The following is a 12267-nucleotide window of genomic DNA, read 5'->3' as shown; positions in this document are numbered from 1 at the left end:
CGCGCGTCACTCCGGTCCGCGCGTCACAGCGGTCCGGCCACGGTGCCGGGGCGCTCGCTCAGGGCGGCCGGGACGGCGTTCCGGCCGACGTCCCCGGCGTCGTCCGCCGTCCCGGTGTCCGCGGTACGGCCGTCCGCCGTCCCGGTGTCCGCCGCGCCGCCGCCGGTGGTTCCGGCCGGGGCGGACTCCCCGTGGCCGCCGTCGCCGGGCCGGACGCCGCGCAGCGCCGCCGTGGCGAGCACCGCGATGAGCACGATCAGCACCGTGCTGGCCAGCGCCGCCACCCGCATGCCGTCGACGAAGGCGTGGCCCGCGGCGTCCATGACCGCGTTCCCCAGCCCGCCGGGCAGCCCGGAGGCCGCCGCCGCGGCGCCGCCTATGGTGTCGCCGGCGGCCCCGGCGACGGCGTCCGGGGTCTGCTCCGGCAGCAGCCCGCCAATCCGGGCACGGTAGACGGCCGTACCGATGCTGCCGAGCACCGCGATGCCGAGGGCCATGCCCATCTCGGTGGCCGTCTCGGAGATCGCCGAGGCGGCCCCGGCGCGCTCCGGGGGCGCCCCCGCGATGATCATGTCCGTGCCGAGAGCCATCGTCGGCCCGAAGCCGAGGTGGATGACGACGAGCGCCGTGACCGCCAGGCCCGTGCCCGAATCCGGGGTGATCCGCGTGAACATCGCCACCCCGGCGGCGGAGACCAGCAGGCCCACGCCCATCAGGTAGGCGGCCGGGACGCGGCGTACCAGGGCGGGGGCGAGCAGGATGGCGGCCATCCCGGCCACCACGCCGGGCAGCGAGTAGAGCCCGGCCTTGAGCGGCGAGAGGCCCAGCACCATCTGGAGGTACTGGCTGACGAAGAACATCACGCCGCCGCTGGCGAAGACGGCCAGCGCGACCGTGCCCAGCGAGGCGGTGAAGCTGCGGCGGCGGAACAGCCGCAGGTCAAGGAACGGGTCGGCCAGGACACGCTGCCTGCGGACGAACAGCACCCCGACGCCCAGTCCGGCCGCGACGGCGACGACGGGCAGCAGGCCCAGGCCGTGCTCGGCCGCGTCCTTGATCCCGTAGACGACGGCGAGGACGGTGGCCAGGGACATCACCGCGCTGGTGAGGTCGATGCGGCCCGAGTGGGGGTCGCGGAACTCCGGCAGCAGGAACGGGCCGGTCACCAGCAGCAGCGCCATGACGGGGACGCCCAGGAGGAACACCGAGCCCCACCAGAAGTGCTCCAGCAGGGCGCCGCCGACCAGCGGCCCGGCGCCCGCGCCGAGCATGAAGCTGGACATCCACACGCTGATGGCCACGGTGCGCTGGCGCGGGTCGTGGAACATGTTCCGCAGCAGCGACATGGTCGAGGGCATGAGGGTCGCCCCGGCCAGGCCGAGCACGGCACGGGTGGCGATCAGCATGCCCGGACTGTCGGACAGCGCCGCCAGCACCGAGGCCGCACCGAAGGCGGCGGCTCCCGTCAGCAGGAGCCGCCGCCGCCCGATGCGGTCGCCGAGCGAACCCATGGTGATGAGTGACCCGGCGATGAGGAACCCGTAGATGTCGACGATCCACAGCAGCTGGGTGCTGGTGGGCGCCAGGTCGGCACTGAGCTTGGGGACCGCCAGGTGCAGCACGGTCATGTCGAGGGCGATCAGCAAGGTCGGCAGGGACAGCACGCCCAGCCCGATCCATTCGCGCCGTCCGGCGCGCACCCCCGTACCGGGGGCCGGGGTGGCCGTCTCTTGAGTGGTCATGCGGCAAACCTAGAAGCTGAACCAAGCTTGAGGTCAACTGCTTTTCCACGTACGGACGGTGACCACACCCGGGCACCTCTCCCGGGCCTCACCCGCCTGCCTCCCGGGCCTTTCCCGGGTCTCCCCCGGGCCTCCTACGCGGCCGGACGGCCGTTGAGGAGCGGCACGATGCCGGGCAGGTCGGTGTCCGGACCGCCCTCGGCCAGGAGACGTTCGGTGAGCGCCTTGAGCGGCAGGATGAGGTCGGAGCCGACGCCCTGCTCCTCACCCGCCCGCACGATGTTCGCCATACCCGCGAGCTGCATGGTGAGGTTCGACTCGCCGTCGCCGCCCCTTCCGTTGTCGAGCTGCCGCGCGTAGTCCGGCAGCGCCTCGCCCATCGCGGCCAGCCACGGTCCCAGCAGCTCCATGAAGGCCCCGGCCGGTACGCCCGCCGAGCCGACCAGCGCCGTAGCGTGCAGGAAGCCGCCGAAGAGCCCGTACATGGCACTCAGCAGCGCGAGGTCCTGGAGCGCCGCCATGCCCGGGTCGGCCCCGGTGTGGACGGCCGCGCCCAGCCGCTCCAGCACCGCGCGGTGCTGTTCGAACAGCTCCGCGGGACCGCTGTAGAGGATGACGGCGTGCTCGCCGCCGATCATCGGGGGGACGGCCATGATGCCGCCGTCCAGGTACCCGGCGCCGCGTCCGGTGGCCCATTCCGCGGTCTCCCGGGCCTGGCCGGGCGTGGAGTTGGTGAGGTTGACGACGGTCCGGCCCGCGAGGTCGGCGGTGCCGAGGACCTCCCGCACGGCGTCGTCGTCCAGCAGGCAGACGATGACGAGCCGGCTCGCGGCGACCGCCCCGGCCGCGGTGGAAGCGGCGGTCGCGCCCCGCTCGGCGAGCAGCCGGGCCTTGGGGCGGGAGCGGTTCCAGACGGTGGTGGGGTGCCCGGCGTCCAGGAGGGCACGCGCGAGGGCCTGGCCCATCGCGCCGAGGCCGAGCACGGTGACGGGAGCGGTCCCGGGAGCAGGGCCGGGGCCGGGAACGGTGTCGGACGTGGTGCCGGGAACGGTGTCCCGGTGGGGGTTCGTGACCATGCCGCGAGCGTCTCCCGCGCCCCGGAGGTGATCAAGTACGTACTTTAAAGTGGGTGGTTACCCCGACCTCAGTGAGAGGGACCGCCATGCGCAAGCGCCCCTACCAGTGCGGGCTGGACGCCGCACTGGACATCGTCGACGGCAAGTGGAAGGTGCTGGTCGTCTGGGCGCTCAGCGAGCGTCCGCACTGCCGCTTCGGCGCGCTGCGCCGCATGGTGGGCGACGTCTCCGAGAAGGTGCTCGCCCAGCAGCTCCGCGAGCTGGAGGCCGACGGCGTCATCCACCGCGAGGTGTACGACGAGGTGCCGCCGCGCGTGGAGTACCGGCTGACGGAGGCGGGCATCGCGCTCGGCGAGGCGCTGGAACCGCTCGGCGCGTGGGCCGAGCGGCACGTGCCCGGCGTCCCCGGGCACCCCCGCAGCGCGGCCTGATCCCGGCGCTCCCGCGTCCCGGGCGCGCACGCCACAATGGGCGCACGCCGGCGCTCCCGCGGGGGGCGCCGGGAGTCGGTGAGCCGAGGGGAGACGGCATGCGGTACGCGGACGGGCCCGGCACGGCCTGCGAGACGCACGTCGGCGCGGAGCCGGAGACGGTGTGGTCGCTGGTGACGGACGTCGGGCTGTCCGCCCGGTTCAGCCCGGAGCTGTACCGCGTGGAGTGGCTGGACGGCGCCACCGGGCCCGTGGTGGGCGCCCGGTTCGCGGGATTCAACCGCAACGAGCACATCGGTGCCTGGCAGACCGTCTCCGAGGTGGTGGAGGTCGTCTCCGAAGAGGCGTACGCGTGGGCCGTGATCGACCCCGAGGGCCGGTTCGGTCCGGCGGAGCCCGGCCTGCCGATGTCCACCTGGCGGTTCGACCTCACCCCCGGCTCCGGCGGCACCCGGCTGCGGCACTCGGTACGGGTCGGCCCCGGGCCCTCCGGGCTCAGCCGGGTGATCGAGCGGATGCCGGAGCGGGAGGAGGAGATCGTCGCCCTGCGCATGGAGGCCCTGCGCACCGGCATCGACGCCACCCTGGCGGGTGTCCGGCGGCTCGCGGAGGAGGGCTGAGGCATCACCGGCCCCCCCGCGGGGGGGCCGGTGATGCCTCAGCCCGTGGTCCAGCCGGTGAACTCCACCGTGGCGCGGGCGCCGCTGCCGCCGTGCGCCGCCGTCATGAACAGGCCCGCGTCGAGCGGCCCTCGGGCGCCGGGGACGCGGACCGTGGCGACCGTCCGCCACGTCGCGCCGCCGTCGGTGGACAGCGCGCCGGTGAACGCCGTCCCCGAGCGGGCCAGCCGCAGCCGGACGGGGGCGCTGACGCCGGTCACCCGGCGGTAGGCGTCCAGGGCGCCGTCGCCGTCCGCGTCGTAGGACAGCACGACGCCGTGGTCCGGGGTGACGGCGAGGTTGACGAAGCCGGGCGCGCCGGGCCGCGCCAGGTCCGCGCGGGCGACGAGACCGGCCCGCGCCCAGGGGCCGGTGCGCGGCTGCCCGGAGACCGTGCAGGTGACGACCGCGCCGTCGCGCAGGACGCCGGGCCGGTAGACGGTGCCGAACTCCTCGCGGGCCCGCCACAGGTCCGTCCCGCCGCCGTCGATGGCGAAGCGGTCGCCGAGCTGGCCGAAGACGGCGCCGTTGGTGCTGTGCGTGCGCAGCGCCGCGTCCAGCGGTCCGGCGGCGAACAGCGTGCCGCGCCGCACCGTGCGCACCCGCGGTTCGCCCTCCGGGCCGAACACGGCGGCCAGTTCGTAGGGACGGGGCTCCAGCGGCGCGCGCGGCGGGCCCCCCGGTTCCGTCACCCGCCAGACGGCCGTACCGCGCCCGCCGGGGGCCACCGGGGGCAGGGTGACCGGCCCGGTCGGCTCGGCTCCGGCCAGGCCGGTGAGCGTCAGGTCCACGGCACTGGTGGCGCGCAGCCCGTTCTCGTTGCGGAAGGCGGCTTCCAGCCGCACAAAGCCGCCGGGCCGCAGCGTCGGCGGTTCGGCGGTGACGGTGACGCCGCCCTGGTACGGGGCCCGGGCCAGCACGTCGCGGGCGCGGGCGGCCGTCCGGTACGGGTCGCCCACCGCGCGCTGCGGGTACTCGGACGTCTGCCGGGTCCACGGCTCCGTGCGGGCGTACCAGTCGAACCGCTGCGGGGCGCGCCCGGCGGCGAGCGCGTCCCGCAGCTCGTCGAGGTACAGCTTCCAGCGCGGCAGGTAGACGTCCGCGATCAGGCCGTGCCAGTCGCGGTTGGCGTATCCGGCCAGCCGGCCGCCGTCCGCCGTGGGCCGGTCCGCCCAGGTGGTGATCAGCACGCGGGCGGTGCGCTCCAGGTGCGCCCGCTGCGCCGCGTCCCGCCCCGACCGCCGGGCGTCCGCGAGCCACGGGCCGAGCAGGAACAGCCGGTGGCCGCCCGCGACGTCGTCGGCCAGCCGCATCAGCTCCAGCCACAGCGTGGCCAGCTTGCCGAAGGCCGCGGCGTCCTCCGCCTCGTACGCCCGCTGGAGCTGGCCGATGAGCAGCCAGGAGCGGTTGGCGACGGCCTGCCGGGCGGCGTCGGTGACGTCGTAGCGGTAGGCGTCGGAGGTCCGCAGCGGCGCGGCCACCTCCAGCAGGGCGGCGAAGGCGGTGTCGAACGCGGCCGGGTCGTAGGCGGGGCTGTGGGTGGCGTAGTGCGTGCCCGAACGGGCGTCGAGGCTGGGGCGGGCGGCGAAGACGCTGTCGTGCGGCCGGCCGTCGGCCGTGTCGATCCGGTACGCCGTCTCGCGCAGCGCCGCGAACGCGCGCTCGGCCGCCGGGTCCGGCGCGCCGTAGCGGAAGGCGGCGTACTCGGCGAACCACGCCGTGCGGTCCACGGTCTCCTCCCGCCAGGCCAGTTCGCTGAACAGCTCGAAGGCGGCCGGGTCCCGTTCGGCGGCCTCGGGCATGAAGGCGGTACCGGCCAGGGTGCTGCCCGGCCGGTCGCGCCAGGCGGGGAACCGCTGCGTCCACCGGTGCGTCCGGGCGCCGAGCGTCGTGCGGCCGCCGAAGTTGGGGATGGTGCCGAAGGCGTACGGGACTCCCGCGAAGTCGGCCTCCCGGTCCGTGACCCGCTCCAGGTCGGAGAGCCCGTCCACGACGAGCACGCGGTCCTTGTGCGCGAGCCCGCCGAGCAGTTCGCGGCCCGGGTTGGCCTGCCAGCCGAGGATCACCCACGTCGCGCCGGGGCGGGCGGTCTGGAGGGCGTTCTCGACCGCGCGGGCGGCCTCGGGCACCGGCACGTCGCCGGGGTCGCCGCCCTCGTGCAGCAGGTCCATCTTGACGTGCGCGGTCCGGCCGAACAGGGCGTCCTGGTGGGCGTAGAACCGGGCGGCGACCTCGCGGAACGCGGTGGTGCGCGGGTCCAGCCAGTCGGGCCGCTCCAGACCGGCCCAGGTGCCCTGCGGGACGGTCCGCGCGCCCGGGTTGCGCCCGGCGAAGCCGCGCGGCACGGTGCCGAAGTACCCGGGCAGCACCGGCGACATGCCCAGCTCGCGCAGCCGCCGCGTGATGCGCTGCCCCAGCTCGGTGCGGCGCGCCAGCAGCTCGGCACTGACCGGGCCGCCGTAGGAGGACATGTTCTGGAGCAGCCACCACGGCTGGTGCGTGGGTGCGGGAATCCAGCCGCGGGCCTCGGCGTCCGTGTAGCCGAAGTCCGTCAGCAGCCGGTGGTAGACGGCTTCCGTCCCCGGCGTCACCAGCACCTCGTTGACGCCGTGCAGCGCCGCCACGTCGATCAGCCGCTCCCACCGCGCCCAGTCGGCGTAGGGGGCGGTGTAGCCGTCGTGGGTGTCGTTCAGCGCGAAGCGGTGCGGGACGGTGGCGCGCCGCTCGTACGCCGCTCCCGGCGCGGGCAGCTCTGCCGGCAGGTCGAGCTGCGTGCCCGCCCAGCTCACGTGGGCGCGGCAGGTGTACTTGAGGTACCAGTGCAGTCCGGTGAGCAGCGCGGCCGGGCTCGTCCCGCCCAGGGCCACCTGACCGGCCCGCCCGTCCACGGTGAACCGCTCCGCGCCGGTGAGCGCCGTCAGCGTGAACTGGCCGGTGTGGCCGGGCAGCAGCCGGGCGATCGCGTCCCGCGCCGGGCCGGTGTCGAACCGGCCCGCGCCGCCGCCCCCGCCGCCCCCGCCGCCGCCCCGGGGGCCGCCGGTGCCCCCGGCCGGGCCGGGGGCCCCGGCGGTCAGGGCCGCTCCGGCGCCCAGCGCCCCGGCCGAACCCAGTACCGCACGCCTGCTCAGTCCGCTCACCTAGACCCCAACCCTGCGCTCTGGCCCCGACGGCAATCCGCACCGTGATCCGCACGGCACGTTAACGCCGACCGGCCCGGATGCGGGGACGCCCCGCCCGGGCGCCGCCGGAGGGCCACCGTCCAGAGCACGCCCCGGCCCCCGGGGGCGGTACGCGCACCCGCGGTGGGCTGTCCGGAGGACGGCGCACCGCGGGCGCGGGGCGGGGCGCGAAGGGGCGCGGATCAGACCGCCGCAGGTTCCCTGGTGACGGGCTCCTCGGGGACCGGGGGCTGTGCGGCGGGGCGGGGGGCGCGGGGGATGAACAGGGCGCAGACGGCGCCGAGGAGCACCACGCCGACTCCGACCCAGACGGCGGGGTGCATGCCCTCGACGAAGGACTGGGGCGTGCGGTCGCTGCCGCTGTGGGCGAAGACGGTGCTGAGGATGGCGATGCCCAGGGCACCGCCGATCTCGCGCACCGTGATGTTGGCGCCGGACGCCTTGCCGTGGTGTTCCTTGGCGACGGAGCCGAGGACGACGGCCGCGGTCGGGGCGAAGGCGAACCCCATGCCGGTGCCGGCGAGGATCATGGCCACGACGAGCCTGGAGTACGGGGTGTCGTCCGTGGCCACGAGGTTGATCCAGGCGAGGCCGGCCGCCTGGAGGAAGAGGCCGAGGGCCATCAGCCGTCCGCCGCCGACCCGGTCGGTCAGCAGGCCCGCGATGGGCGCGATGACCATGGGCATCAGCGTCCAGGCCAGGGTCAGCGCACCGGCGTGCAGGGGGGTGCGCTCCGGGGCGATCTGGAGGTACTGCGCGAGCAGGAAGATCGAGCCGAAGACGCCGAAGTACATCGACGCGGAGACGGCGTTGCTCAGGACGAAGGCCCGGACCCGGTAGAAGCCCAGCGGCAGCACGGGGCTCGGCGCGCGCCGCTCCCACAGGACGAAGAGGGCGAGCAGGACGATCCCGGCGGCGAGGACGGCGAGCACGGGGCCGGACGTCCAGCCGTCCTCCGGGCCCTGGACGATGGCCCAGACGACACCGACGAGGCCGCCGGTGGCGAGCAGCATGCCGGGGATGTCGAGGCCGGTGGCGGGCACCGAGCTTTCCTTCAGCACGCGCAGCGCCAGCGGCACGGCCACCACGCCGACGGGGATGTTGACCCAGAAGATCCACTGCCAGGCCAGCCCCTCGACCACGGCACCGCCCACGACCGGGCCGCACGCCACGGCCAGGCCGCTGATGCCGGACCAGATGCCGAGGGCCAGGCTGCGCTTGCGCTCGGGCACCGCGGCGGCCAGCAGGGTGAGCGACAGCGGCATGACGGCGGCGGCGCCGAGGCCCTGGAGCGCCCGGCCGATGATGAGCTGCTCGCTGGTGCCGGCGAGGCCGCAGCCGATGGAGGCGGCCGTGAAGACGACGATGCCGAGGATGAAGCTCCGGCGCCGGCCGAAGCGGTCACCGAGGGCGGCGGCGGTCAGCAGGAGGCAGGCGAAGGACAGGACGTAGGCGTTGACGAACCACTGGAGGTCGGACGTGGACGCGTCGAGTTCGACGGCGAGGGTGCGCAGGGCGGTGGAGACGACCAGGTTGTCGAGCGCCACCATGAACATCGGCACGCTGCACGCGACGATGGTCAGCCACAGGGGGACGGCGCGCCCCCCGGATCGGGGGGGCGCGTCGCCCGCGGACGAGTGCGTGGTCATGCGGATTCCTCGAATCGGACGGTGGAGGGGCGGGGAGGACGGTGAAGACGGAGACCCGGCCCGGGTACGGGGGAAGTCCCCGGACCGGGAGTCTGGAAGGGGGCGGGCACGGCCGGCGCGGCGCCGGGGCCCGGCCCCGGTGGTGCGGCGGCTCGGGCAGGCCCGGCGCGGAGCGGGCGCGAGGGGGCCGCGCGGGGACGGAGCGTCAGTTCTGCGGCCTGGCGGCGTCGTCGGCCACGCGCTTGGCGTGCAGGCGGCGCTTGGCGTCGTCCCAGCCGAGGGGGAGGTCCTCGACGGGGACCTGCCAGAAGTCGAAGGTCGACGTCCGGCAGGTGTCCCGCAGGCCGGTCATGATGCTCCGGTGCGGTTCGGTGCGGGCGTAGGTGTAGAGCGCGTCCCGGCTCTCCCACGCGGAGAGGGTCCAGAACGTGCGCGCGAGGGGCTGGGCGATGAGTGAGGCGCCCAGGGCCCCCGGCGCCGACCTGACCTGCTTCCACGCGCCGAGGGACTTGAGGAAGAAGCGCGGCACGTCCTTCATGGCCCCCACCTCGAAGCGGGAGGCCATGACGAACGCCGTCGTCTGCGGTGTGGCCGGATGAGGAGTCGTCCAGGGAAGTGTCGGCACGGGTGGTCCCACCTCACGACGGGGATAGCAGAGAGTTTCGCTATCCATAGTAGAGTGTGGAGCTATCTGATATCCAGTCGAGAGCGAGAATCGTGCGAATCTCTGAACTGAGCCGCAGGAGCGGGGCGCCGGTCGCGACGATCAAGTACTACCTGCGCGAGCGTCTGCTGCCTCCCGGCGAGACGACAGCCGCCAACCAGGCCGAGTACGGGGAGCACCATCTGCGCCGCCTGCGGCTGATCCGCGCCCTGGTGGGCGTGCGCGGGCTGTCGGTGAGCGCCGCGAAGGAGGTCCTCAGCGGGGTCTCCGAGCACGCCACCGACATGCACCAGATGCTCGGCCTGGTCCTGGGCGCCGTACCGGCCGGCAAGGGCGAGGCCGAGCCCGCCCCCGAGGCGAGGGCCGAGGTCGACGAGCTGCTGGCGGCCGCCGGCTGGAAGGTCACCGAGGACGCGCCCGCCAAACGGGTCATCGCCGAGAACCTGTCGACCCTGCGCTCGCTGGGCGTGGAGGTGGACTGGCACACCCTGCTCCCCTACGCCCGCCTGGCCCACGAGACCGCCGTCCTCGACCTCGACCAGCTCCGGCACACGGACGACCCTCTGGAGCAGGCCGAGCGGGCCCTCGTCCTGACCGTGCTGCTCGAACCCGTCCTGATGGCGCTGCGCCGCCTCGCGCAGGAGGACGAGTCCGCCCGGCGCCACGGCGTGTGACCCCGCGTGCCGTGCGGGCCGCCGGCCACGGCGGCCGGTGGCCCGCACGGCGCGCTTCCGGCCCGTTCAGCCACGGCGGAGCTCCCGCAGCAGCTGCGCCGCGGCCTCGGCACCGGAGGAGAACGCCGCCTCGTGCGAACCGATCTGGTCCCAGTGCAGCCGCTTGGAGTGGAAGTACGAGCCGCAGAGCTTGACGCGCGGCCCCTCGTTGACGTCGTAGATGTCCTTCTGGAGCTCGCGCACGTGGACGTCGATGACCGGGTGGGTGTACGCGAACTCGGCGATCACCGCCGCCGCGTCCACCTCGCCCGGGTAGTCGAGCGTGACGAAGTAGTCCTTCTCCGCGGTGAAACCGTGCAGCTTGTTCATGTAGTACGCCACGTACGTGCGCACCTCGCCGCCGACGGCCACCTTGCCGTAGTTCCACGCCTCCCAGCGCGACCGGTCGGCGGGCATCACCGAGGCGTCGGTGTGCAGGACGACGCGCGAGCCGTTGTAGCGGACGGGGGTGAGGACGGCGCGCTGCCGTGCGGTCGGGTTGTCCAGCAGGGCCAGCGCCTCGTCCGCGTGGGTGGCGAGGACCACGTGGTCGAACCGCTCGCCGCCCGCGGCCGTCGTGACGGTGACGCCGTCCTCCTCCTGGCGGATGCCGGTGACCGGGGCGGAGGTCCGCACGTCCGCCCCGATGGCGGCGACCGCCTTGCGCACGTAGGAGACCGAACCGCCGCCGACGGTCCGCCAGTCGACACGCCGTCCGCCGAGGCCGCCCTCGTCGTGCCCCATGTAGAAGGCGATCACGGTGGAGGCGGGGATCTCCCAGATCAGCTCGGCGGGCACCGACCAGACGGCCGAGCAGAGCAGGATCACGTACGAGTGGCGGAACTCCGCGCTGTACCCGCCGCGGTCGAGGTACTCGCCCAGCGGCACGTCGGTCTTCTTGCGCAGGAAGTCCCTGCGGCCCTCGGTGTGGAAGCGGCGTGCCTCGCGCCAGACGCCGACGAACTCCGCGGGGTAGCGGCTCACCACCTCCGCCTCCTCCAGCGCCAGCTCCTCGGTCCCGTACTCCAGGCCGGAGTCGAGGTCGAAGAAGTTGAAGCCGCCGAGGTGCTTGACGGCCTCCACGTCCAGCTCCCTGAAGAAGCCGAAGAGGTTGGGGTAGGCGGGCTCGTTGAAGACGACGAACGCCGTGTCGATGCCGAGGGTGCGCCCGTTCTCCTCGACCTCCACCGTGTTGGCGTGGCCGCCCAGGCGGTCCTCGCGCTCGAAGAGCGTGATGCGGGCGTGGTCGCGCAGGTGGTAGGCGGCGGAGATGCCGGCCACACCGGCACCGACCACGGCGACGCGGGGGGTGTTCTCAACAGACATGGGAAAGCCGTCCTTCGCTGTGCGGGATGTCGGGATCGTGGGTGGAGAGGTCGGTGCGGTGCAGGTCGGCCGGGGAGCCGCCCTCGGCGGCGACGGCGAGGACGTACCCGGGGGCGGGGCGGAGCAGGTCGAACCACCAGCGGGACCCCTCGTCCGCGGGCCGCTCCCGGTCCTCGACGACGACGCGTCCGCCGGCGGCGGTCCGGAAGGAGAAGCCGTCCAGGGACCGGGTCACCCCGGTGCCCAGGGCCTTGAGGTACGCCTCCTTGAGCACCCACAGCTCGCCGGTCCTGGCCGCCCGGCTGCCGGGGCCCAGGCCCTCCAGCTCGGCGCGTTCGGCCGCGGCGAAGTGCCGGACCAGGTGCCGCGCGGCGTCCGGGGAGAACGGGGTGCGCTCCACGTCCACGCCGCACGCCCGGCCGTCCGGTGCGACCACGCAGACGACCAGGCCCGCGGTGTGCGAGAGGTTGAACCGGACGCCGTCACCGGCGGGTTCGGGCTCCGGCCGGCCGAACGGGCCCGGCCGGAACCGCCACCGGTCCAGCGGGCGGCCGGTGTACGCGCTGAGGGCGTACCTCGACAGCAGGCGGGCCGCGAGATAGCGGCGCCGGGCGCCGCCACCGCGCAGGCGCAGCATCCGCGCCCGCTCGGCGTCGGTCAGCAGCCGCGTGCCGCCGAGTCCGGCCGCGAACGCGTCGGCACAGCACTCGGGAAGCAGCCACAGACGGACCAGGCCGGGGCCGGACACCGCACACGCCTCCTCGGACGTCGGGGAATCGGAAGAACCAGGGAACGGATGACGCGCCGCGGGGGCCGGACCGGGCCGGG

General features: G+C 74.7%; 10 protein-coding genes. 3 read left to right on the top strand and 7 right to left on the bottom strand.

Annotated features, from left to right (window positions below; genetic code table 11):
- Positions 1-23: 23 nt before the first annotated feature.
- Together V1J52_RS25100 and V1J52_RS25095 are read right to left on the bottom strand one after the other, a co-directional pair.
- The gene (locus V1J52_RS25100; protein ID WP_330142251.1) at positions 24-1742 is read right to left on the bottom strand and encodes an MFS transporter; all 1719 of its coding nucleotides are present in this window, start codon (positions 1740-1742) and stop codon (positions 24-26) included.
- Between the two features lie 134 nt (positions 1743-1876).
- Entirely contained in the window at positions 1877-2818 is a 942-nt protein-coding gene (locus tag V1J52_RS25095) for an NAD(P)-dependent oxidoreductase (protein ID WP_330142250.1), read from the bottom strand.
- An 86-nt stretch (positions 2819-2904) separates the two neighbouring features.
- Here V1J52_RS25095 and V1J52_RS25090 point away from each other — a divergent pair, with 86 nt between their 5' ends.
- Positions 2905-3249 carry a winged helix-turn-helix transcriptional regulator gene (locus V1J52_RS25090; RefSeq protein WP_330142249.1) on the top strand — a complete coding sequence of 115 codons (345 nt, stop codon included), beginning with the start codon at positions 2905-2907 and terminating at the stop codon, positions 3247-3249.
- A gap of 98 nt (positions 3250-3347) precedes the next feature.
- Positions 3348-3869, top strand: coding sequence for an SRPBCC family protein (locus V1J52_RS25085; RefSeq protein WP_330142248.1), 522 nt, complete (start codon positions 3348-3350; stop codon positions 3867-3869).
- A gap of 38 nt (positions 3870-3907) precedes the next feature.
- On the opposite strand, the gene V1J52_RS25080 is transcribed toward V1J52_RS25085, so the two are convergent.
- From V1J52_RS25080 to V1J52_RS25070, 3 genes are all read right to left on the bottom strand, one after another.
- Complete coding sequence (locus V1J52_RS25080; RefSeq protein ID WP_330142247.1) at positions 3908-7045, bottom strand: alpha-N-acetylglucosaminidase TIM-barrel domain-containing protein; 3138 nt, start codon at positions 7043-7045, stop codon at positions 3908-3910.
- Between the two features lie 224 nt (positions 7046-7269).
- The gene (locus tag V1J52_RS25075; protein ID WP_330142246.1) at positions 7270-8736 is read right to left on the bottom strand and encodes a DHA2 family efflux MFS transporter permease subunit; all 1467 of its coding nucleotides are present in this window, start codon (positions 8734-8736) and stop codon (positions 7270-7272) included.
- Positions 8737-8941: 205 nt separating this feature from the next.
- Positions 8942-9361: a DUF3291 domain-containing protein gene (locus V1J52_RS25070; RefSeq protein ID WP_330142245.1), complete on the bottom strand. Its 420-nt coding sequence runs from the start codon at positions 9359-9361 to the stop codon at positions 8942-8944.
- A 92-nt stretch (positions 9362-9453) separates the two neighbouring features.
- Here V1J52_RS25070 and V1J52_RS25065 point away from each other — a divergent pair, with 92 nt between their 5' ends.
- Positions 9454-10074 (top strand): MerR family transcriptional regulator, encoded by a 621-nt coding sequence (locus V1J52_RS25065; RefSeq protein ID WP_330142244.1) that lies wholly within the window; start codon positions 9454-9456, stop codon positions 10072-10074.
- A gap of 66 nt (positions 10075-10140) precedes the next feature.
- Here the strand turns inward: V1J52_RS25065 and V1J52_RS25060 are convergent, their stop codons facing one another.
- Both V1J52_RS25060 and V1J52_RS25055 read right to left on the bottom strand, forming a co-directional pair.
- Positions 10141-11439 (bottom strand): NAD(P)/FAD-dependent oxidoreductase, encoded by a 1299-nt coding sequence (locus tag V1J52_RS25060; protein ID WP_330142243.1) that lies wholly within the window; start codon positions 11437-11439, stop codon positions 10141-10143.
- On the bottom strand, positions 11429-12187 hold the full coding sequence (locus V1J52_RS25055) for a 4'-phosphopantetheinyl transferase family protein (RefSeq protein WP_330142242.1): 759 nt from the start codon (positions 12185-12187) through the stop codon (positions 11429-11431). Before V1J52_RS25055 ends, V1J52_RS25060 begins: the two co-directional genes overlap by 11 nt.
- Between the last annotated feature and the right edge of the window lie 80 nt (positions 12188-12267).

The sequence above is a fragment of the Streptomyces solitudinis genome (genome assembly GCF_036323765.1).
In the GTDB taxonomy this organism is placed as follows: domain Bacteria; phylum Actinomycetota; class Actinomycetes; order Streptomycetales; family Streptomycetaceae; genus Streptomyces.
The sequence above is the reverse complement of the archived record's forward strand: the minus strand, read 5'-3'. Positions and strand labels throughout refer to the sequence as shown.

Coding starts and splice junctions, on each gene's coding strand:
- V1J52_RS25075 (WP_330142246.1), bottom strand. CDS start 8,736: ATGACCACGCACTCGTCCGCGGGCGACGCGCCCCCCCGATCCGGGGGG.
- V1J52_RS25060 (WP_330142243.1), bottom strand. CDS start 11,439: ATGTCTGTTGAGAACACCCCCCGCGTCGCCGTGGTCGGTGCCGGTGTG.
- V1J52_RS25085 (WP_330142248.1), top strand. CDS start 3,348: ATGCGGTACGCGGACGGGCCCGGCACGGCCTGCGAGACGCACGTCGGC.
- V1J52_RS25090 (WP_330142249.1), top strand. CDS start 2,905: ATGCGCAAGCGCCCCTACCAGTGCGGGCTGGACGCCGCACTGGACATC.
- V1J52_RS25095 (WP_330142250.1), bottom strand. CDS start 2,818: ATGGTCACGAACCCCCACCGGGACACCGTTCCCGGCACCACGTCCGAC.
- V1J52_RS25100 (WP_330142251.1), bottom strand. CDS start 1,742: ATGACCACTCAAGAGACGGCCACCCCGGCCCCCGGTACGGGGGTGCGC.